Raw genomic sequence first — 22,285 nt, forward strand, 5'->3', positions numbered from 1 at the left:
CTGGCTGCTATTTTTTTATCTATGGTTGTATTGCTACTGCACTACTGCTAATCCAGTTGGCAAGGTTAAGTAGTCAAACGGTTTTGCTTGTTGTAAGTGCGCTAATAGCTTAATGCTTGGTAATGGCTTGGACATTAAGTAGCCTTGGGCATAGTCACAGCCTAAAGCATTCAAGAATCTCCATTGTTCAATTGTTTCAATCCCTTCTGCGACTAGAGGCAAATCGAGATTTTGCGCCATCATTACAATTGCTCTAATCAGTTTTTCGTCTGACGGATCGATAAGTATTTTATCAATAAAGCTTTTATCTATTTTGATGACGGAAATCGGGCATTTAGTTAGATAGCTTAATGCTGAGTACCCCGTGCCAAAATCATCAAGATAGATCTCTACGCCTAGTTCCTTGATCGCTTCTAAGACTTTTAGGCACATAGGTTTATCTTCAATGAGTATGCTCTCGGTAATTTCAATATGTACATATTGCGCGGCAATTGCGTGCTGCATTAATGCATCATTGAGTACATCGTAAAAACTAATACCTTTGGAGTTTATACATTGGCGGCCAGATACATTTATGGCCATATTAATCATTAACCCTTGGCTATGTAGCTGATTCAAGTCGGTTAGGGCTTGATGTAAGATCCATTCGCCCAAGGGTTCAATTAGTCCGGTTTCTTCTGCAATGGGAATAAAGTGTTCTGGTGAAATTAAGCCGTACTCAGGATCTTGCCAGCGAATTAACGCTTCAACACTGGTAACTGCGCCGCTACGCATATCGACGATAGGTTGATATTCAAGGTGAAACTCTGATTGCTTTACTGCTTTGCGGAGTCGTTGCTCAAGCTGCATTCTTGCGAGCATTTCAACGTTCATTTCTGGGGAGAAATACTGGTAATGCGCACGACCATCACGTTTAGCTTGGTACATGGCGGTTTCAGAGTTGTGCAATAGCATCTCAATGTCTTGACCATCCTCTGGGTAGAAGGCAATACCGAAGCTAGATGAAATATTAATTTCTTTGCCATCTAATATGAAGGGGCGAGATAGGGCGTCGCTGAGCTTTTGTGCTAAAGGCTCTGCACCTACACTTGTATTATTAAGTGGTGCGATGACAATGAATTCATCACCGCCAATGCGAGCAATAGAGTCTTGAATACCAAGTACGGCTTCCAATCTGGTTGCTGATTGTTTTAGTATTTTATTGCCAGCAGTATGACCATGTAACTCGTTGACGTACTTAAATCTGTCTAAATCGATAAAGAAAATAGCGACTTGAGTATTTTGTTGAACAGCTGCATCTATTGCATGTTGTAAGCGCGAAGAAAATAAGTGTCGATTGGGTAACTTTGTGAGTGAATCGTAATTACTCTTATACCAAATATCTTGCTCATACTGCTTGTTATTACTGATATCTAAAAATAATCCAATATGTTGTATCGTTTCATTGTGGCTATTTTTGACCGCCGTTATTTTTAGGTATTCAGGATATATTTGCCCGTCTTTGCGTTGGTTCCAGATCTCACCTTCCCAGCTACTATTATCTGACAGTGATTGCCATAGTTGTTGATAAAACTCTGGCGTGTGGTGCCCTGAGCTTAAAATACTAGGCTTTTTTCCTTTTACATCTTCAAGGTTGTAACCGGTGATCTTGGTAAAAGCTGGGTTAACTAGTTCAATGCAATTATTGGCATCAGTAACCATAATGCCTTCAGCTGAGTGGCTGAATACGGCTGAAGCTTGGTGTAGTGCGCGTTTGGACTTCATTCGCTCTGACATCATTTGGTTTATGGCCTTTGATATTTGAGTCAGTTCGTCGTTGCCATTTAGTGCGAGGTTGAGTTCTAAATCTGGATCTTTTGCTAGCTTTTCAACATCGTCAACTATGCAGGTCACAGAATCTATAAGATTGTTAGCAATGCTTCTACCTAATAAAAATACTAAATAGAAAAATAGCATTCCAGTAAATAAGCTGATGTAGAGATAATAAATAATCTGCTGTTTTTCTATCTCATTCTGACGGGCAATTTTTTCAGTCAGTTGTAGGTTGAGCTGATGTAGCTTATCGATGGCCACACTAGCAGATTGCCACCAAACTTGGCTGTTAACGACAGGGACTTGTCGTTGCAGTCGATATAAACTGCTATGTAAGGCCATATCTAAGCCTAGGAACTTGAGAGTTACATCGGCTTTAGGTTGACCAGTTTCTTCAGCATGAAGCACAAACTCCTGATAATTTTCAGCTGTTTGTCGTAGGGTATTAACTAAGAGCTGTTGGTTGGGGCTGAGTGTTTGATTGTGGCTTAAACTTTCTAAGGCAGCTTGCAGCGTAAAGTAGTTTTTCTTAAAACTTGCCAAATAGTCAGGGTTTAGAGTGGTCAAATAACCGTTAAAATTGTAATTAAGCCCGCCATAGCCAACTAAATCACTGATGAGTTCTGCTTGCTTTACTAAATGAATCTGTTGTTTTAGTTGAGCTCGGTAATCGGAAATTTGTTGTATTTGAGGGCTATTTAATAATTGACTGAAATTATCACGGTTATCGAGTGTCATCATAGTGAAAGCGTTTTCAGCAGCGTTATCGAGCTGAAGGCTGATTTGAGTCACTCGTTCGAAATACTCAGGTTCTAATATAGGTGCAGATAAAAGCTGATTAATTAATCCTCGCTCTTGGCCTGCTAACTCCTGCACCTTTAGCATATTAACTAAGTCAGATTGCACTAGTACTTGATAGGATTTATCGCTTTTAAAGCGCAGCTGCGACACAAAATTAATCAGGTTTAAGGTCTGTTGCGAATAGAAATCAAAAAATTCAGGGGTATTAAGTTTAATGATATCTTGCCGAGCAGCATCTAAATTCCGTCGCTCTGCGCTGGCTTTGCTGATGAGTTCTTGTAGAGCGTTAAACAGGTTTATATCGCTTTTAACGGTATTTATAGTTTCTTCAAGTGACGAGTTTACTAGTAACTGTTGAAATGCTTTATCAGTAGCAAGCCACTGCTGTTGAAGCTCCTGTTTATACAGAGTACCGCTGCTGCTATGGTAGCCCGCTGAGAGTCCACGCTCTTTTTGTAGTTCAAAAATCACCTTTTCTATACCCAAGGTAACTTGAGTTGTTAGCACGTTTGCCGATGCATCCTGATATTGCTTTAGTAAGGTCGCCGCGCTAACAATCGCAAGCAATACCAATATAAATACAGGTAAAGCTGCAGATAGAAGGAGTTTACTCCTTAAGCTTAATCGGCTTAATACGGATTGCATTCAGCGTTGACCCTCCACAGGGTATGGTTATGGCAGGGCTATGCCGTACTGATGAAATGTAAAAGAAAAGCGCGATGAATAATAACCATATAAAACCAAAGCTGTCCTACTTAATTAACTAAAGTCTAATCTAGGTCACGATTTTTAACGAATATATCAATTGTGTTTTTAATCAAGAGTTTGATTGATGTAGTTCTGGATTTTGTATGCAAGATCGCCTTAATTAGTTGACGATTAACCTAAAAAAAAACGGCAGTGATTACTATTAATCATTGCCGTTATTGCACAGGTGTTACGTATTACTGACTATTACGGTAAGCCACGATATCTTCAATCGTCAGTACTGGCATATCGTGTTGCTGACCAAAGTCGATAATTTCTGGCAAGCGCGCCATAGTGCCATCAGGTAATGTCACTTCACATAACACCCCAAAAGGTCTTAAGCCGGCAAGCTTCATTAAGTCTACCGTGCCTTCAGTGTGGCCGCGACGTTCTAATACTCCGCCTGGACGAGCACGTAAAGGGTATACATGGCCTGGACGAGCTAAGTCATCAGGTTTAGCGTTATCTGCAATCGCAGCCTTAATCGTGGTAACACGATCAGCCGCTGAAACACCGGTAGTGACACCTTGTTTGGCTTCGATACTCACTGTAAATGCGGTGCCGTACTGGCTGTTGTTGTCGCTGACCATTGGCGGCAGTTGTAACTGCTCGATTCGTTCGTCAGTTAAACAAAGACACACAATACCGCTGCACTCACGAATAAGCAGCGCCATTTGTTGGTTGGTAAGCGTTTCGGCTGAATAGATAAGATCGCCTTCATTTTCTCGATCTTCATCATCTACGACTAGTACACCTTTGCCTTGGCGTAGTGCCGTTAGTGCAGCGTTAACACGTTCGATTGGATTGCCATAAGCGGCAAGTAAAGACTGATTCATGGATAACATCCTTAAAATACGACATTGGGTTGACCAGAATCAGGGCGTACAGAAAATGGCACATACCTATAGCCAAAGGTGGCATTAAGGGATGCGCATAATAAGATCAACGCAGAGCCCCATAAAGCCAACCATAGCTTAAGGTTCTCTGGTTTTTTCTTATATTCTCTTTCATCCGGACTCAGTGTACTGACTTACATCAATACTCATTACCGTCGGCTCTGGAGTAGGTACAACCTTAGAAACGACGGGCGTCGTAGTTAAGGTCTGTTTACCAGATCTGCTGACCCTAGTTGATATTCAGCGCTATTTATATAGCGTAAACTAGGCGCTCGCGGGCTTTTATATGGTGATTTATCACTAAATAACTTACCGCCGGTGGGGAATTACACCCCGCCCTGAGAATTATCCCGGTTAATGCTCATTCAAGGGAAGAGTCATTAACCAAGTGGCGCTATGTTGCCCCTTATTGAATAAAATGACAAGCTGACGTGGCAAAATGGCGCGCTAGCGCAATAAACGAACAAAAATATCGATTAAAGTGTACTAACACTTCGCGCGTCAACTCCACGCGATATGACTATTTGGATGTAATGATATGACCTCGAAACTCCCAGTAATGCCACCTCAAGCGGCTAAAGTGCCTCACAGCATGACACTTCATGGCATCACGCGCGTTGACGATTACTACTGGATGCGGGATGACGAGCGTAAAGCTGACAATGTTATCGCCCACTTAAATGCGGAAAATGCCTATACCCAACAAGAGTTCCAGCCGTTTGCTGCTCTTAAACAACAGTTGTTTGATGAGCTGGTGGGACGTTTAGATAAAGATGAATCTAGTGTGCCTTATTTTTGGCATAAGCACTGGTATTACCGTTATTACAAACAAGGCTTTGAGTATCCGATTGTTGCCCGTAAAGCAGAGCTTGATAGTGATGACGAACAGATCATGCTTGATGTGAACGAACGCGCCGAAGGAGAAGACTTTTATGGTCTAGGCCAAGTGTCGGCCAGCCCTGATGAAACTAAGCTGATCTTCGCTGAAGACCTACTGAGTCGCCGTATCTACACCTTGTATTTTAAAGATCTAACCAGCGGCGAACTATTACAAGATAAGCTCGAAGGCACTGATGGTGGTGTGGTTTGGGCTAACGATAACCAACATGTTTTTTATATCGCTAAAGATCCACAAACCTTACTTGGTTATCAGGTGTTCCGCCATCAGTTAGGTACGCCGCAGTCTGCCGATGTTTTAGTGTATGAAGAGCAAGACGATGCGTTTTACATTGGCTTAGGTAAGTCACTAGATGAATCTAGTATCGAGCTATATGCCGAAAGCACAGTGACCAGTGAAGTCAGCGTGCTTGATGCCAATCAACCTTTAGGTCAATTTGCGGCTATTTTGCCAAGAGAAGAAGACCATGAGTATTCAGTTTCTAAGCTAGGTAACAGTTACTACATACTGACTAACTGGCAAGCGACTAACTTCCGTCTAATGAAAGTGGATATCGCTCAAGCAGCAGATAAGAATGCTTGGCAGGACGTTATTGCCCACGATATCAATTCGCGGATTGAAGATGTGTTGCTGCTAAATGACTATATGGTGGTGCAAACTCGCGAGCGTGGTATTAGCCGCATTCGGGTTTATCCGTTTAATGGCCAAGCATCATTTGAGTTAGCCTTTAATGATCCCGCCTATGTGGTTGGCTTTGATGTTAACCCAAGCCAAAGTAGCGATAAATTACGCCTTTATTATTCGAGCCCAACCACACCAGAGTCGGTATTTGAATATGCTCTAGCGCAGCCTAATGAGCGTAAATTGCTAAAGCAAGAGCAAGTGCTGGGTGAGTTTAATGCCGATGACTATCAAGCGGAGCGACTTTTTATTGAGGCTCGTGATGGTAAACAAGTGCCAGTAACTTTGGTGTACCGCAAAGCCTTATTCAATAAGGATGGTAGCAATCCTTTGTATCAATACGGCTATGGCTCTTATGGTTACACTATAGAGCCTGACTTTAGTTCATCAGTATTGAGCTTACTCGATCGCGGCGTGGTGTATGCCATTTCTCATGTTCGGGGTTCAGAGATGCTTGGCCGCGCTTGGTATGACGACGGCCGCATGTTGAATAAGCAAAATAGCTTTAACGATTTTGTTGATGTAACCAAAGCCTTGGTCGCGCAAGGCTATGGCGCTCGAGATAAGGTCGTTGCTGCTGGTGGCAGTGCAGGTGGTTTGCTAATGGGTGGGGTGATTAATCAGGCACCAGAGTGTTACTTTGCGGTGGCTGCCCATGTACCGTTTGTGGATGTGGTCACCACCATGCTTGATGAGTCGATCCCATTAACCACCAATGAGTATGACGAGTGGGGTAATCCTAACGAAAAAGCTTATTTTGACTACATGCTTAGCTATGCACCTTATGACAATGTCAGCACTCAGGCTTATCCGCATTTGTTGGTGACAACAGGTTTGCATGACTCACAAGTACAGTACTTTGAGCCAGCTAAGTGGGTTGCCAAGCTACGTGAATATAAGACAGACAGCAACATGCTGTTGTTTGATACTGATATGGAATCGGGTCATGGCGGTAAGAGTGGTCGTTATCGCCAATATGATGATACCGCCAAAGAGTACGCTTTCTTTATCGGCTTGTTAGGCTTAGATGCTGAGATAATTAAACAATAGCGCTAAGGGGTAATGTGGCTAAAGTTATCGATGCTGCAGAGCAATGTACAGAGGTGTTAGCAGCTGCCAAGGTACAAGGTAAAGCTAGTGCAGTGAAACAAAGCACGACTAAAGTAAATACAGCATTGTGGTTCCTGTATATGGTGCGCTGCGCTAAAGGCCAGCTATATACCGGGATCACTACGGATGTGGCTCGGCGCTTTAGCGAACATCAAAGTGGTAGTGCTAAATCAGCCAAGTTTTTACGCGGCAAAGGGCCATTAACCTTGGTTTATTCTGAAACCGTAGGCAGCCATTCTGATGCACTAAAACGAGAAATCGCACTTAAGAAATGGCCCAGGGCGCAGAAGCTAGCCCTTATTGCTGCAGTCGAGTGAGCGATAGTTGTTGTATTGGCTTGAATAAGAATGGCGTAACTAGTTTGTTTAACCAAGCGAGCTTACGCCATTTGTTTAAGTGCTGTGATGAAGCTATTCAGCGTATAAACTGGTAAAAAACCGGTCTTTCCTCGGAAGATAGTAGTCATCATAATCTACCGAGAATGCAATGCTGGTTGCTTTGCCTTTTAGTTCGTCTCTAGGCACAAAACCATAAACCCGAGAGTCGGCGCTATTACGGCGGTTATCACCCATCACCAGGTAGTGATTATCTGGCACAGTGACAGTATTAAACTGGCTCAGTTTATCGCTAGCCGCTTTTTCAATGCGAATATCGTGGATTAAGCCAAATAGGTTTTCTTTGGCGAGCAACTGCTGAGTGTCGTTCGATATCACGGCATAGTCTAAGGCTTGATCATTAATAAACAGTATTTCATTACGTAAGCTCACCGTATCACCAGGTAGGCCGATAACACGTTTAATTAAGCGTTTGTTGGCCGCAACCGATTCAAATACCACTATTTCGCCGTGATTAGGTTGACCAGTTGCTAGGATGGAAACATCAGTAAACGGCACTCTAAGATCATAAGCCATTTTATTTACGACGATGCGGTCGCCTTCTTTGATAGTCGGTTGCATAGAGCCTGTTGGTACCGAGTACCAATCAGCAACAGCGCTTCTGAAAACCGACATCAATAGAATGAATAGCACTAGCTGACGATTAGTTTTCCAAAGCTGTTTGAGTTTATTCATAAAGGCCTCGACTTAATGGGGTGGGCAGGGCACTACAGCAGGTAAATAGATAAAATGTTAGTTCGATCTGTCTTGCTGCTGTAGTGCCTGCGCCGGGAAGATGTTTGCTGTTATGTCAGTGTTTAATGCATGCTGACAGAGCCGTTGATGTTATCAACACTAAGGTCGCCAGAGCCAGACTCGATAATGCTTAGGCCAAGGGTGTTTTCAACGTCGATATCACCGGAACCATCATCAATTACAACTGTGCCATTTACATTCGCAACGCTTAAGTCACCAGAGCCGTCGTCAATATGGGTGTCGCCACCAATTCCCTGCAGACTAATTGAGCCAGAGCCATCTTCAAGGGTTAGCTTGCCTGTGGTGTTGCTAATATCAACTGAGCCTGAACCATCTTGGATATCGAGATTGTTACCGCCTTTAATCCACACATCACCTGAGCCATCATCGACTTTGATGTTAGCGGCAACGCCTTTGATTTCGATATCACCTGAGCCATCATCAATGTCTAACATCATGCTGCTAGGAACTTGAATGGTAAGGTCAATATAGGGGGAGCGCTTAAAGTTAATACTGCTGTCAAAATCAGCCACTAAGGTTGCGGTTGAACCATTCTGCTTGAGGCTGAGATTAGTGTCGATATCGCCATAGGTATAGATATCAGCAGTTACTTTAATTTGAGTTAAGCCATCAACACCTTGAATATTGAGATCTCCAGCACCAGTTTCGGCGACTAAAGTTTCAATTTGGTTAGCATCGACCTGTAATTGCTTTTTTTGATGATTTAGGGGGCCTGAACTGGTGCCGTTAACATTAATAATGCAGCCAGAAAGTGACATAGCGATAACGCCGGCAAGCAAGGTAGATGTTAGTTTCATCGGGTAACGTCCTTTTATTATTTTTGGTTGGCAGCATGGCAAGCTGCTTAGTTTTGATATTGATGAATAAGCAGAAAGCGTGCCAATAGGTTATCTGATTGTTTTAACTATGTTATCTTTATTTTTTGTTAGGCAGTGATTGTCGATAGTGGTGAATTAGCTTATTAATTTACGCTGAACGTTTATTTATTAGTGAAATTACTCAATGACTTATATGTGGCTTAATCGTGGGTGCTAAACCGTAAACATATAAGGTAGAAATCTTAGGGACGACCAAATATGGATTATTTATCGGTTAACCAGCAAAGCTGGGATAAGCGGGTGCAAACCCATGTGACTTCTGAGTTTTATGACGTTGCAGGCTTCTTACAAGGTAAAAGCTCGCTGCAAGAGATCGAGATGGCGCAACTTAATGTCGTTGGCAAAAGCTTATTGCATCTGCAGTGTCATTTTGGTCTCGATAGCTTGTCTTGGGCAAGAATGGGAGCAGAGGTCACTGGTGTTGATTTGTCTCCCGCAGCTATCACTCAAGCCAAGTCGTTGGCTGAGCAAGCGGAGCTAACGGCTGACTTTATCTGTAGTGATGTTTATAGCGTGCCCGAGACGGTCAAAGGCGAATTTGATGTGGTTTTCACTTCATACGGCGCCATCGTTTGGTTACCGGACCTTGATAAGTGGGCACAGGTTATCGCCAGCAAGTTAGTGGCTGGTGGTCAGTTTTATATGGTGGAGTTCCACCCTGCTCAAGCCGTATTCGAGGGCTATAACTATTTTCATCAGGATGCGCCAGATGTTGAAGATGAAGCGACCTATACCGAAAATGCCAACGACGACACCCATACTTTTATAAGTTGGCCGCACTCGTTAGCAGACGTGATTAATGCATTGATTAAGGCTGGGCTCGAGATCAATCGTCTCGATGAATACTCTTTTAGCCCATACAAGTGTTTTGCGGACTTAACTGAAGAAACGGTAACAGTCGAGTTAGCTGGTGGACGGCAATCATGTAAGCGCTACTTCGTTGAGCATAAAGGCCAGCGACTACCGTTAACCTACTCAATATCGGCGACGAAGAAAGCTATATAAAGCTTAGAAATAAAAACAGCGCTTAAAGCGCTGTTTTTTTTATGAGTAGCTGAGGGTTATTGATTGCCCCTTAATACAGGGTACTTCAAATATTGATTGTCGTAGTAAGGGCAGCGCTCATAAAACCAACGCAGACGGGCTTTAGGGTCAGCAGCAAATGCTTCGTCACTCAGCGCTTTATCAAACTCGGCCTGTAAGCTTGGATCATTGGCTAACATTTGCTGGGCCAAAGGCTCTACCGCATAATTTTCAATGTACTCGGTGCGAGTAAAGATAGGATTGAAAAAGCCCCATTGAAATAGCGAGTCTGGCGATTGTGGCTCTAATAATAAGATGGCGAGATCGCCTAATGGCTGCTTGGTATCAATGCGCACAGTGCCAGCTGGCAAAGTCATATTGATCGATTCTTTTTGCACTGTTGCGTTGACGCGCTGACGACCTTCGTAATCTTTGGTGGCAAACTTCGGCTCGCTAAACTGATATTGCTGCAAAGTTTGTTGCTGCGGTTTAGTCAGTGTCGTCATGCGTACTCCATGTACGCTTAAGCGTTCTATCACCTCTTGCCATTGCGGTGGAATGTAATAAGCCGCTGGGCGGTTGATGGTTACATCCGCTTTAGTGCCACCAATAACCGGCAGGTTAGGGTAGAGTTTAGGCTCGCCATTCCAACGCACAATCTCATTCCCACTGATGGCACTTTGTTCTAGCGTATAACCTATGCCTTTAAAGTCCCAGCCTTGTGCTTGCTGCTCTTGTTGCCATGACAAAGTCACTCGAGGCGAATAGCGATATTTATCTTGTTGAATAGCTGAGGTGAGCTTTGTACTGTCATCTGCAATTGCTTTCAGACTCGACTCGAGCATTACATAGGTGCCAAGTACACGTTGCTTATAAGGCTTAAGGCTATGATTTTCAATTAAGATAGTCGGCAGGTGGCGGGCATCGCCGTAACCGTTAGAGAACCTAGGACTGGCATTCCACAATGACATACCTTTAGTCATATCAGTGTTATCAATGGCAAAAACTAATGGCCCCGGAACATGGCCTTGCTCAGTAAGCGCAGACTCGATGCTTGGGCGATAGCGATTTTCTAACCATTGGTAGATAGCGGGGCTTTGTCCCTCGGCAAGGTTATAGCCAAAGGTAACGTCATATTGATAGTCGATACCGTCGGTGACATGCACATCGATATACAGGTCTGGCTGCCAAATATTGATGGCGCGCAGCATATGCTGCATCTCAGGTGCATCGGCTTTGGCGTAGTCACGGTTTAAATTGAGGTTTTGCGCAGTGGTGCGCCAGCCCATTTTCACTGGCCCACGTTGATTAACACGGTTATATTCAGTTGAGCGTTCATGACCATCAACACTGAAAATCGGTACAAAAAGCAGGTTGGCGTTATCAAGTAACGAGGCTTTGCCGTTAAATACTATGTCACGCAGTAACATCATCCCGGCATCTTTGCCGTCGATTTCGCCAGAGTGAATACCGGCTTGTACTAACAAGGTAGGCTTGTCATTGCGGGATAAACTTGCTGCATCATCAGCGCCTTCTTTGGAGGCGACAATCATCCAAATATCTCTTCCTTGCGGGCTTTTGCCTATGCTCACTTTTTTAAGCATATCGCTCTGGGCAATCAACTTATCTAGCCAGATAAAGGTTTCCTCATAACTAGGGCTAGTTTTAAGGCCATTTTGCTCAAAAGGCGTTGCCCATTGTGCATCTGCTGCAACGACAAGCGATTCGCTTTCACCTTGCCAAGGTTTGGTCAGCGGCAAAATTGCATCGTTCACAAAGGTGGTTGCTCGCTGAGGTGTGCTAGCGGGCATTGGTTCTGCGGCTAGGCTGAAGTTGCTTGTGCTGGCAGCCACTAAAGCAATAGCTGATAAGGGGATTAAGCGCATTGTAAGGTACCCAATTTAGAGATCAGATTTGAATTATTATGAGTCAGTTATATTTAATTAAAGCTGGGTCAAGTGCAATAGAGGAACTGTTTCTAAATATGCGCAAAATATCAGACTTGATGAGGTTACACTGAGGGTTTTAGTGACAGGTCTTGGTTGGTGCTTTTAAGTTTTAAATAGAATTGACGCGCACTGCACGCCAATTTATCACTTAGATTGGGCTCACTTCTACTTCTGTTTCATCTTCAAAAATCGCTTCAATGGGTATCGCAAATAATCGAGCGATTTTAAAAGCTAAAGGCAGGCTTGGGTCGTACTTGCCTTTTTCAATGGCATTGATGGTTTGGCGTGATACTTCTAGCTTTTCTGCTAAGTCTGCCTGGGTCCAGTCGCGCTCGGCTCTAAGCACTTTCAGACGGTTTTTCATCGGTAGTTAATCCTTCCTTTAATAATACCTACCATGTAGGTCAAGGCCATCAATGCAATGAGATAAGCGGCATTGAGAGGAGGCACAATAGCGCCATTTTCTAAAATTGAATAGCTGGAAAAACTAATAATTGTTACACCTACGGATAAAGCCAAAGCATCTAACTGCACTTTTCGCTCCATTTCATCTAGCTGGATTAAAAAGTGACGATAACTAACCAACATGGCGATACCAATTAGTGTATGTAGGCTAAATGTGCCGATAATGAAGATACTATTAGGCTGTTCACCTTTAGTTAGATAAGTGCTGAGCATTAAAGTGCCCGCCCACAACAGAGCGAGTAAGTTTACGCGGTTAGCATTTTTTAAATCGCGCTTGGGTAATCCTTTAGCACATATCGCATCGAGTATCTTCATGTTGCTGTTCCTTGTATTTTGATTAGGTGTTTCATTCAATGTAAATCAAGCTTGACTTAAAACTTAGTTTAGTATTTGAGAGGAGTCAAGCTTGCTTTACTTTAAGTTTATGAGACTTTACATGATGTGGGCAAGGAGTAGGGCTGGATAAATATTTAATTTTTATTATTTTCTCAGAGCACTTCTAGCCTCGAACTAAACAAAAAATCCCAGCCTAAGCTGGGATTTTTATGGGCAAAACGAGTCTCGTTCAATACAACAGGTTGGCTGTTGCCTGAGAATTATTGACTATGCGTTTGGGCCGGCGTCTTTAATTGAATCTGGTACCTGGTACTTTTCAAAGTTTGCTTGGAAGCTTTCAGCAAGGTGCTGTGCAAACTCAGCATATTTAGCTTTATCTTCCCAAGTGTTAATAGGGTTAAGTAGTTGGCTATCTACGCCAGCTACGGCAACGGGTACGTGTAAGTTAAGTTTTTCTAGGTACTCAGTTTCAACATCTTTTAGCTCACCCGACACAATAGCATCGACAATGGCACGAGTGGTTGGGATATCGAAACGCTTACCAATACCGTGTGGGCCGCCAGTCCAGCCTGTATTAACTAGGTAAACTTGGCTACCGAAAGACTCGATACGTTTCATCAGTAGCTCAGCGTAAACACCTGCTGGGCGAGGGAAGAAAGGTGCGCCAAAGCAAGTCGAGAAGGTTGACTGAATTGCTGCTGTTGAGCCCATTTCAGTTGAACCCACTTTAGCTGTGTATCCCGACAAGAAATGATAAGCCGCTTGCTCTTTGGTTAGCTTAGATACTGGTGGTAAAACGCCAGACACGTCACAGGTTAAGAACACCACTGCATGCGGCTCTGCACCGCAGTTATCGAGTTTACGTTGGGCGATATGCTCAAGCGGATAAGCTGCACGAGTGTTTTCAGTCAAGCTAGAGTTGGTATAGTCAGGTACGCGATTGTCATCGGTAACTACGTTTTCAAGCACGGTACCAAAGCGAATTGCATCCCAGATAACAGGCTCGTTCTTCTGGCTTAGGTCGATACATTTGGCGTAGCAACCGCCTTCAATATTAAACACGCCGCCTGGTGCCCAGCCGTGTTCATCATCACCGATAAGGAAACGTTTAGGGTCAGCTGAAAGGGTTGTTTTACCTGTACCTGAAAGACCGAAGAACAATGTAGTGTCACCATCAGCACCGACGTTTGCCGAGCAATGCATCGGCAGTACGCCTTTAGCTGGCAGTAAGAAATTCTGTACAGAGAACATCGATTTTTTCATTTCACCAGCGTATTTAAGGCCTGCAAGTAGTACCTTACGTTCAGCAAAATTGATAATAACCGTAGCGTCAGAGTGAGTGCCATCACGCTCAGGTACACATTCAAAGCCTGGAGCGTTCATGATCTGCCAAACAGGCTTGTCTGCTTCATTAAACTCTTGTGGCACGATGAATAAGTTACGTGCAAACAGTTGGTGCCAAGCATATTGAGTGGTGACTTTAACTGGTTGGTAATGCTCTTGGCTTGCACCTACTTCGAGTTCAGATACGAAAGTATCCTTGTCGGCTAGGTAAGCTTCAACTCGCTCCCAAAGAGCGTTAAAAGCAGCGGCTTCAAAAGGCTTGTTAACCGGTCCCCATTCAATATCGGCTTCTGAGCTTGGCTCTTTGACGATAAAGCGGTCATTAGGAGAGCGACCAGAGCGTTCCCCTGTTTTAGCGACTAAAGCTCCGTTTGCAGTTAGCTCGCCTTCACCACGAGCTAATGCAAGCTCGACAAGTTGGCCAGTTGAAAGGTTTAGGTACTCGCGGTTTGATCCATCCGCCATAGGTAAGGTCTCCATCTTTGAGGTCATAGTCAGTTGCTGATCTTTAATGCCAGCTTAATTTATTAGCGATTGTAACTTATGCAGCCACGAATATGTGTTCTTGATCAAAAAAAACGCGAAAAAGTGATTTTTAGCCACAACTGCAGACATGATATTTTGTTAGATGCAGAGGAAAAACTGAAATTTGGTTATAAAAAAAGCGCCAACTAAGGCGCCTTTAAATTAACTAAGCGGTAAGCTTACTGAGTCACATCGTTGCTTGGTGCGTTCGCGTAGATAGCTTCGATATCGATAGAATCAAAAATATACTTACTATTGCAGTATTCACAGCCCATTTCGACTTTGCCTAGTTCAGCAATAATTGCGTCGACTTCTTCTTTTGAAACGGTACGGATAGCTTTAGCACTGCGTTCTTTCGAACAGGTACATTTGAAAGTAACGGCAACAGGTTCGTATAGACGCACTTCTTCTTCGTGATACAAGCGGTGCAATACTTCTTCAGCTTCAAGGGTAAATAGCTCTTCTTGTTTAACGGTTTCAGTCAGAATTGATAAGTGATCAAACTCTTCGTTGTGATTACCGTCAGTTGGCAATACTTGTAAGAACATACCTGCTGCTTGTTTAGTATCGGCAAATAGCTTGATCTTAGTGGGTAACTGCTCTGACTGATGGAAGTAATCTTCTAAACATTCGGCTAAGGTATCTTTTTCTAAACCGACTACACCTTGGTAACGCTCACCGTCATTTGGAGTTAGCGTGATAACCATGTAGCCCTTACCAAACATTTGCTGCAGGCTTGCATCGTCAGCGATTTCTCCTTCCCAGCGTGATACGCCGCGAAGTTGCTGCAGGTTATTACCGTTAATAACTGCAAGCGATACAGGACCATCACCTTGTAGCTGGATGCTAATGTCACCGCTAAACTTTAACGTTGCAGTTAATAGTGATGTTGATGCCATTAGCTCGCCCAATACTTTTTGAATAGCTAATGGGTATTCGTGAGCAGCAATCACTTCTTGGTAGCTACTTTCTAGTTGTACTAATTCGCCGCGAACGCTGGCATTTTCAAATAAGTAGCGGTATAGGTTGTCTTTATTCATGGTTTCGGTCATTACATTTTCCAATTTTTAGCTCGCTTTAAAGCGCATAATTTGACGACGTTGCTTCTTATCTGGCTTCTGTTCCGGAGCCGGATTATTAAGAATATTCAAACGTCGTTGCTCGGCATAGGTTGCTCGCTTCGCTATGCTTTGCGGTGTCTCTTCATAAAGGGTTTGTGCTATAGACCCTTTTTGGCGATATTCTGATAATTGTTTTATGACGATCTCTTTTTCGTCATGTCCTTGCCTTAGTTTAATAGTGGCACCGACTTCAGCAAATTTACTCGATTTGGTTCGTTGGCCGTTGTAGTGTACTTTACCACCATTAATCATCTCTTTTGAGATGGCACGGGTTTTATAAAAACGTGCGGCCCAGAGCCATTTATCAAGCCTTACTTTAATAGCTTGTTGCTCGTTGTCGTTCATGAGCGACTCCAATGGTAAATTAACTATTAGTAAAGTAGGGGTAACTTCACAAGCTCAGCAAGAATATACAAAACTTTACGCTCTAGCTGGCAAAATAGTGGCAAGCTTCACACCCTTTTTAGGCGCGTAAAGTTAGCATATTTGACCAAATATCGCCAACATTGCTGCTGTTATGGGCTTGTTGCAATAAGCTGTGTGGGTTAGCATGAACCAGGTTTTGCAAAATTACTATAATCAGAACAGAGACCTGTACAGAGGGTCCACATAAATATGGATTTATTAGATAAATTTTTAACTAAAGCGGCCGGAGTGCCTCAAAAGCCAGTGAGTACGGCTGCGTTCAGTATTGGGCTGCTTATCGCTCTGTATTTGCTCGCGCAGATCACCTGGAAACTTGTGCCCGATAACTCAGCTTCTACGCGCTGGGCACCTACCCCTGTCACCACTAATTCTAGCGGTCAAGTTAATGTGCTTGGTTTGCAGCAACTCTCTTTATTCGGTAAACCAGATGCTGAAGGTGCTAAACCTAAAGCGGCGCCGGTTGAAGAGATTATTACTGATGCGCCTAAAACCTCACTGTCGATTCAATTGACTGGTGTCGTAGCATCGACAACGGAAAAGAAAGGTTTAGCGGTCATTGCTTCAAGTGGCAGTCAAGACACCTATAGCTTGGGCGACAAAATAAAAGGGACTTCAGCTTCATTAAAAGAAGTCTATGCCGATCGCATTATTATCACTAATAGTGGCCGTTACGAGACCTTGATGCTTGATGGCCTTGAATACAACACTAATGGCGCGGCTAATCAACACCTGCAAAAAGCCAAGAGTGCATCGAAAGGTAAAACTATCGATAACCGCCAAAACCGTGCGGTGGCAGCTGAGCTGAGTCAGTCGCGGGAACAAATCTTGGCTGATCCAAGCAAAATTACTGATTACTTATCGATCTCACCAGTTAAAAGTGGCGGTGAACTTGCGGGTTATCGTCTCAATCCAGGGAAAGATCGTGAACTGTTCAAGCAAGCTGGGTTCAAAGCAAACGATTTAGCTAAATCAATTAATGGTTATGACCTAACGGACATGGGTCAAGCATTAGAAGTGATGGCTCAATTACCAGAGATGACAGAAGTTGCCTTAATGGTAGAGCGTGATGGCCAGCTAATAGAAATAATGTTTAGTCTGCCAGAGTAATTTGAGCAGAAATAACAATAAAATTTGCAGTGATACCCATTGGTATTTGCAGCAACGAAAGGGTTTAGGGGAAGTATAATAATGAATAATAAGCGAATTAGACGCAGACTAATCGCCGGTATGGTTATGGGGGCTTCTCTGTTAGCGCCTCAACTTGCTTGGTCTGAACAATATGCGGCTAACTTTAAGGGCACCGATATTCAAGAGTTTATCAATATTGTTGGTAAAAACCTGAATCGGACTATTATTGTCGACCCGACGGTTCGCGGTAAAATCAATGTACGTAGTTACGATCTACTTAACGACGAACAATATTACCAATTCTTCCTAAACGTACTGCAAGTTTATGGTTATGCCGTTGTCGAAATGGACAACAACATCATTAAAGTTATCAAGGATAAAGATGCTAAAACTGCTTCTATCCGTGTAGCGGATGATAACGCGCCAGGGCTTGGTGATGAGATGGTCACCCGTATTGTCGCACTTTATAACACTGAAGCTAAACAACTTGCGCCTTTATTACGTCAGTTAAATGATAATGCCGGTGGTGGTAATGTGGTTAACTACGATCCATCTAACGTATTGATGATTTCTGGCCGTGCCGCTGTGGTTAACAAGTTAGTTGAAATTGTTCGTCGTGTTGATAAACAAGGTGATACAGCGGTTGAAGTGGTTAAGCTTGAGTTTGCCTCTGCGGGCGAAATCGTGCGTATCGTTGATACTCTTTACCGCTCTACTGCTAATCAAGCACAAATGCCGGGTCAAGCACCTAAAGTGGTTGCCGATGAGCGTACCAATGCCGTTGTTGTTAGTGGTGATGAGAAAAGTCGCGAGCGCGTAGTTAAGCTGATTAAAAAGCTTGATGCTGAGCAAGCAAATACGGGTAACACCAAAGTTCGTTATTTACGTTACGCCAAAGCGGAAGATCTGGTTGAAGTATTAACCGGTTTTGCTGAGCAACTTGTTGATGATAAAGGCACCCCACAAGCGGGTAGTGGCAGCAAGCGTCGTAATGAAATTAATATTATGGCGCACACAGATACCAATGCCTTGGTGATCAGCGCTGAGCCAGATCAAATGCGCACAATCGAAAGTGTCATTAATCAATTAGATATCCGTCGTGCACAGGTGCTTGTTGAAGCGATTATCGTTGAAGTGTCTGAAGGAGATGACGTTGGTTTTGGTGTGCAGTGGGCAACTGAAGGTGGCGCCGGTACTCAGTTTAATAACTTAGGCCCAACCATTGGAGAAATTGGTGCCGGTATTTGGCAAGCACAGGGTGAAGAAGGTTCTACTGTTTGTAATGACGGTACCTGTACCGAAAACCCAGATACTCGTGGCGATATCACCTTGCTAGCGCAGGCCCTTGGTAAAGTTAATGGTATGGCTTGGGGCGTGGCAATGGGTGACTTTGGCGCGCTGATCCAAGCTGTTTCGAGCGACACTAAGTCAAACGTACTTGCTACACCATCTATCACTACCTTAGATAACCAAGAAGCGTCTTTTATTGTTGGTGACGAAGTTCCAATTCTTACCGGTAGTCAAAACTCAAGTAACGGTAATAGCAACCCTTTCCAAACCGTTGAGCGTAAAGAGGTGGGTGTTAAGTTAAAAGTAGTCCCTCAAGTGAATGAAGGTAATGCGGTTAAGTTAACCATTGAACAAGAAGTGTCAGGTATTAACGGTAAAACAGGCGTTGACGTAACCTTTGCAACTCGCCGTTTAACCACCACTGTAATGGCGGATTCAGGTCAAATCGTTGTGCTTGGTGGTTTGATTAATGAAGAAGTACAAGAGTCAGTACAGAAAGTGCCTTTCTTAGGCGATATTCCAATTATTGGTCACCTGTTTAAGTCTTCTTCAAGTGGTAAAAAGAAGAAAAACTTGATGGTATTTATTAAGCCAACGATTATCCGTGACGGTATCACTATGGAAGGCATTGCTGGTCGTAAGTACAACTACTTCCGAGCATTGCAGCTTGAGCAGCAAGATCGTGGCGTTAACTTGATGCCAAACACTGATGTACCAGTATTAGAAGAGTGGGATCAAGAAGCGTATCTGCCTGATGATGTTAACGAAGTACTTAATCGTTACAAAGATGGTAAAGGCTTAGATACTAAGATGCGTCAAACAGATCCAACGTTGAAGAGCATCTCAAATAGCAAAGATAGCGATGCTGAAGCAGCGACAGATAAAGATTCTGCCGATGAGTGAAAATCAAATACCAGCCGATGAAGAGCTAGCTAAAGTTTCAAATGAACTTGGGTTAGTATCTGAAGAAGAGGCCGATCAGGTCTTTCATTCAAGCAGCAAAGAACGTTTGCCGTTTGCTTTTGCTCATCGTTTTAAGGTGGCATTAGCACCTGATGAAAATGAAGAACTATCGTTATACCATGCGCAAAGTACGCCGCTAAGCGCGCTACTTGAAGTTCGTCGTTACTGCGGCAAAGAGCTGCCACTGATTAAGCTAGAAGACGCGGCATTTGAGTCTCGCTTAACTCAAGCTTATCAGGCTAATTCGTCAGAAGCGCAGCAGATGATGGAAGATATCGGTAACGAGATGGACTTGTTCACGCTTGCCGAAGAGCTGCCGCAGACAGAAGATCTGCTTGAAGGTGATGATGATGCACCGATTATTAAGTTAATCAATGCCTTGTTATCTGAAGCTATTAAAGAAGAAGCCTCTGATATCCATATTGAAACTTACGAAAAGCAATTAGTCGTACGTTTCCGTGTGGACGGTATTTTGAAAGAAGTACTGAAACCGAATCGTAAGTTATCATCGTTATTGGTATCACGTATTAAAGTGATGGCGCGCCTAGATATTGCTGAGAAGCGTGTGCCACAAGATGGCCGTATTTCACTACGTATCGCGGGTCGTGCAGTTGATGTACGTGTATCAACTATGCCATCGAGTCATGGCGAGCGTGTAGTGCTGCGTCTATTAGACAAAAATGCCGGCAACTTGGATTTAGAACAGCTTGGTATGACCGAGTCAGTGCGCCATAAGTTCGATGAGCTTATCCGCCGCCCGCACGGTATTATTTTGGTGACCGGCCCAACAGGTTCGGGTAAGAGTACGACCTTGTATGCTGGCCTGACAGAGCTAAATTCAAAAGACACTAACATTCTAACGGTTGAAGACCCGATAGAATATGAACTCGAAGGTATTGGTCAAACCCAAGTAAACACTAAGGTTGATATGACGTTTGCCCGTGGTCTACGTGCAATTTTACGTCAAGATCCAGATGTGGTAATGATTGGTGAAATTCGAGATCTTGAAACTGCACAAATCGCGGTACAGGCATCGTTAACTGGTCATATGGTTATCTCAACCTTGCACACCAATACCGCTTCGGGTGCGATTACTCGTTTGCAAGATATGGGTGTTGAACCTTTCCTTGTGTCTTCAAGTTTGCTTGGTGTGCTTGCGCAGCGACTTATTCGTACCTTATGTCCAAGCTGTAAAGAGGAGCACACGCCCGATGATCGTGAACGTGAGTTACTCGGCATTACAGCTGACGACCCACGGGTGATTTTCCGTGCAAAAGGTTGTCAGGCTTGTGGCCACAATGGCTACCGTGGTCGTACTGGTATTCATGAATTATTGGTTGTTGACGATAACGTGCGCGAGCTGATCCACACTGGTCGCGGTGAGCTTGCGATTGAAAAGTATATTCGCCAGTCAGTGCCGAGTATTCGTCATGACGGTATGAGTAAAGTGCTTGCGGGTAAAACCACCCTTGAAGAAGTGCTGCGTGTCACTCGAGAGGAGTAAGCCATGCCAGCATTTGAATATAAAGCGTTAGATAAAACCGGCAAACAGCAAAAAGGTGTGGTTGAGGCTGATACTGCCCGTCACGCTCGAACTCAGCTCAGAGAGCAACGTTTAATGCCATTGGAAATTACACCAGTGGTAGAAAAAGAAAGTAAGGCTAAATCTTCGGGGTTGAGTTTTCTTAAGCGTGGAATTTCTACCGCTGAGTTAGCACTGATCACTCGTCAAATCGCTACCTTAGTCGCAGCAGGCTTACCTGTCGAAGAGGCACTAAAAGCGGTTGGACAACAGTGCGAGAAAGATCGTCTCGCCAGTATGGTTATGGCTGTACGTTCGCGTGTTGTTGAAGGTTATAGCCTTGCTGACTCTATGGCAGAATTTCCGCATATTTTTGATGAGTTGTACCGCGCGATGGTGGCATCGGGTGAAAAGTCAGGCCATTTAGAAGTTGTGCTTAATCGCCTTGCCGATTACACCGAGCGCCGTCAGCAACTTAAAAGCAAAATGACCCAAGCAATGATTTACCCAATCGTGCTTACCGTTGTAGCCATCGGTGTGATTGCTATCTTGCTTGCCGCAGTAGTGCCACAGGTAGTTGGTCAGTTTGAGCATATGGGACAAGAACTGCCTTGGACTACCGAGCTACTAATTGCATCGTCAGATTTTATCCGTGATTACGGTCTAATTGTATTAGGTGTGATTGTTGGATTGTTCTTTATGGCTAAGCGCTTGCTGGTTTCGCCGAAAAATCGCATGAAATACGACAGTATGTTGTTGCGTTTGCCTGTGATCAGCAAGGTCAGTAAAAGCCTTAATACCGCCCGTTTTGCTCGTACGTTAAGTATCCTAACTGCCAGCTCTGTGCCACTGCTTGATGCTATGCGTATTGCTAGCGACGTACTGGTCAATGTAAGAGTGAAAGCGGCTGTAGAAGATGCAACATTGCGAGTGCGCGAGGGCACAAGTTTGGGCGCTGCTTTGGCCAATACCAAACTTTTTCCGCCAATGATGCTCTATATGATTACCTCTGGTGAAAAAAGTGGTCAACTTGAGCAAATGCTTGAGCGCGCCGCGGATAACCAAGACCGGGAGTTTGAGTCTAATGTGACGATTGCTCTTGGGGTGTTTGAACCTATGCTGGTTGTTAGTATGGCCGCAGTGGTTCTATTTATTGTTCTAGCTATTCTTCAGCCAATTTTGGCGCTGAATAATATGATTAGTGGTTAATACTCACCGC

At 43.8% G+C, this 22,285-nt stretch carries 17 protein-coding genes and 1 riboswitch; of the genes, 7 read left to right on the forward strand and 10 right to left on the reverse strand.

The genetic code is table 11. The features are described from left to right. Positions 1-33: 33 nt before the first annotated feature. Both L2747_RS17425 and ribB read right to left on the reverse strand, forming a co-directional pair. The gene (locus tag L2747_RS17425; RefSeq protein ID WP_249000279.1) at positions 34-3,258 is read right to left on the reverse strand and encodes an EAL domain-containing protein; all 3,225 of its coding nucleotides are present in this window, start codon (positions 3,256-3,258) and stop codon (positions 34-36) included. 299 nt (positions 3,259-3,557) lie between these two features. Further along, positions 3,558-4,196: a 3,4-dihydroxy-2-butanone-4-phosphate synthase gene (gene ribB / locus L2747_RS17430; RefSeq protein WP_249000280.1), complete on the reverse strand. Its 639-nt coding sequence runs from the start codon at positions 4,194-4,196 to the stop codon at positions 3,558-3,560. A 159-nt stretch (positions 4,197-4,355) separates the two neighbouring features. Continuing rightward, a riboswitch (FMN riboswitch) is annotated at positions 4,356-4,606 on the reverse strand. A gap of 188 nt (positions 4,607-4,794) precedes the next feature. Between ribB and L2747_RS17435 the strand changes: the two genes are divergently transcribed. Together L2747_RS17435 and L2747_RS17440 are read left to right on the forward strand one after the other, a co-directional pair. Beyond that, complete coding sequence (locus tag L2747_RS17435; RefSeq protein ID WP_249000281.1) at positions 4,795-6,885, forward strand: S9 family peptidase; 2,091 nt, start codon at positions 4,795-4,797, stop codon at positions 6,883-6,885. 92 nt (positions 6,886-6,977) lie between these two features. Then, positions 6,978-7,262: a GIY-YIG nuclease family protein gene (locus L2747_RS17440; RefSeq protein ID WP_371986218.1), complete on the forward strand. Its 285-nt coding sequence runs from the start codon at positions 6,978-6,980 to the stop codon at positions 7,260-7,262. A 93-nt stretch (positions 7,263-7,355) separates the two neighbouring features. Here L2747_RS17440 and lepB read toward each other — a convergent pair whose 3' ends face one another. Together lepB and L2747_RS17450 are read right to left on the reverse strand one after the other, a co-directional pair. Then, positions 7,356-8,015: a signal peptidase I gene (gene lepB, locus L2747_RS17445; protein WP_249000282.1), complete on the reverse strand. Its 660-nt coding sequence runs from the start codon at positions 8,013-8,015 to the stop codon at positions 7,356-7,358. Positions 8,016-8,137: 122 nt separating this feature from the next. Further along, on the reverse strand, positions 8,138-8,893 hold the full coding sequence (locus L2747_RS17450; protein WP_249000283.1) for a DUF4097 domain-containing protein: 756 nt from the start codon (positions 8,891-8,893) through the stop codon (positions 8,138-8,140). Positions 8,894-9,172: 279 nt separating this feature from the next. Here L2747_RS17450 and L2747_RS17455 point away from each other — a divergent pair, with 279 nt between their 5' ends. After that, positions 9,173-9,979 (forward strand): class I SAM-dependent methyltransferase, encoded by an 807-nt coding sequence (locus L2747_RS17455; RefSeq protein ID WP_249000284.1) that lies wholly within the window; start codon positions 9,173-9,175, stop codon positions 9,977-9,979. A 56-nt stretch (positions 9,980-10,035) separates the two neighbouring features. Here the strand turns inward: L2747_RS17455 and L2747_RS17460 are convergent, their stop codons facing one another. The 6 genes from L2747_RS17460 to hslR form a co-directional block, all read right to left on the reverse strand. After that, positions 10,036-11,883: a M14 family metallopeptidase gene (locus L2747_RS17460; RefSeq protein WP_249000285.1), complete on the reverse strand. Its 1,848-nt coding sequence runs from the start codon at positions 11,881-11,883 to the stop codon at positions 10,036-10,038. Positions 11,884-12,094: 211 nt separating this feature from the next. Further along, positions 12,095-12,310, reverse strand: a complete 216-nt coding sequence (locus L2747_RS17465; protein WP_249000286.1) for a helix-turn-helix transcriptional regulator — start codon at positions 12,308-12,310, stop codon at positions 12,095-12,097. After that, the gene (locus L2747_RS17470) at positions 12,307-12,726 is read right to left on the reverse strand and encodes a hypothetical protein (protein WP_249000287.1); all 420 of its coding nucleotides are present in this window, start codon (positions 12,724-12,726) and stop codon (positions 12,307-12,309) included. The genes L2747_RS17465 and L2747_RS17470 overlap by 4 nt, the downstream gene beginning before the upstream one ends. Positions 12,727-13,014: 288 nt before the next feature. Then, a complete protein-coding gene (locus L2747_RS17475; RefSeq protein ID WP_249000316.1) occupies positions 13,015-14,556 on the reverse strand; it encodes a phosphoenolpyruvate carboxykinase in 1,542 nt (513 codons plus the stop codon). Between the two features lie 239 nt (positions 14,557-14,795). Beyond that, positions 14,796-15,656 carry an Hsp33 family molecular chaperone HslO gene (hslO, locus tag L2747_RS17480; protein WP_249000317.1) on the reverse strand — a complete coding sequence of 287 codons (861 nt, stop codon included), beginning with the start codon at positions 15,654-15,656 and terminating at the stop codon, positions 14,796-14,798. A 27-nt stretch (positions 15,657-15,683) separates the two neighbouring features. After that, positions 15,684-16,082: a ribosome-associated heat shock protein Hsp15 gene (gene hslR / locus L2747_RS17485; protein ID WP_249000288.1), complete on the reverse strand. Its 399-nt coding sequence runs from the start codon at positions 16,080-16,082 to the stop codon at positions 15,684-15,686. Between the two features lie 270 nt (positions 16,083-16,352). Between hslR and gspC the strand changes: the two genes are divergently transcribed. The 4 genes from gspC (at position 16,353) to gspF (ending at position 22,275) form a co-directional block, all read left to right on the forward strand. After that, positions 16,353-17,270 carry a type II secretion system protein GspC gene (gspC, locus tag L2747_RS17490; protein WP_249000289.1) on the forward strand — a complete coding sequence of 306 codons (918 nt, stop codon included), beginning with the start codon at positions 16,353-16,355 and terminating at the stop codon, positions 17,268-17,270. Between the two features lie 81 nt (positions 17,271-17,351). Next, positions 17,352-19,484, forward strand: a complete 2,133-nt coding sequence (gspD, locus tag L2747_RS17495; protein WP_249000290.1) for a type II secretion system secretin GspD — start codon at positions 17,352-17,354, stop codon at positions 19,482-19,484. Then, positions 19,477-21,048 (forward strand): type II secretion system ATPase GspE, encoded by a 1,572-nt coding sequence (gspE, locus tag L2747_RS17500; protein WP_249000291.1) that lies wholly within the window; start codon positions 19,477-19,479, stop codon positions 21,046-21,048. The genes gspD and gspE overlap by 8 nt, the downstream gene beginning before the upstream one ends. Positions 21,049-21,051: 3 nt before the next feature. After that, positions 21,052-22,275, forward strand: a complete 1,224-nt coding sequence (gene gspF / locus L2747_RS17505; RefSeq protein ID WP_249000292.1) for a type II secretion system inner membrane protein GspF — start codon at positions 21,052-21,054, stop codon at positions 22,273-22,275. Positions 22,276-22,285 lie beyond the last annotated feature (10 nt).

Source organism: Shewanella marinintestina, from assembly GCF_023283845.1.
Lineage (GTDB): Bacteria > Pseudomonadota > Gammaproteobacteria > Enterobacterales > Shewanellaceae > Shewanella > Shewanella marinintestina.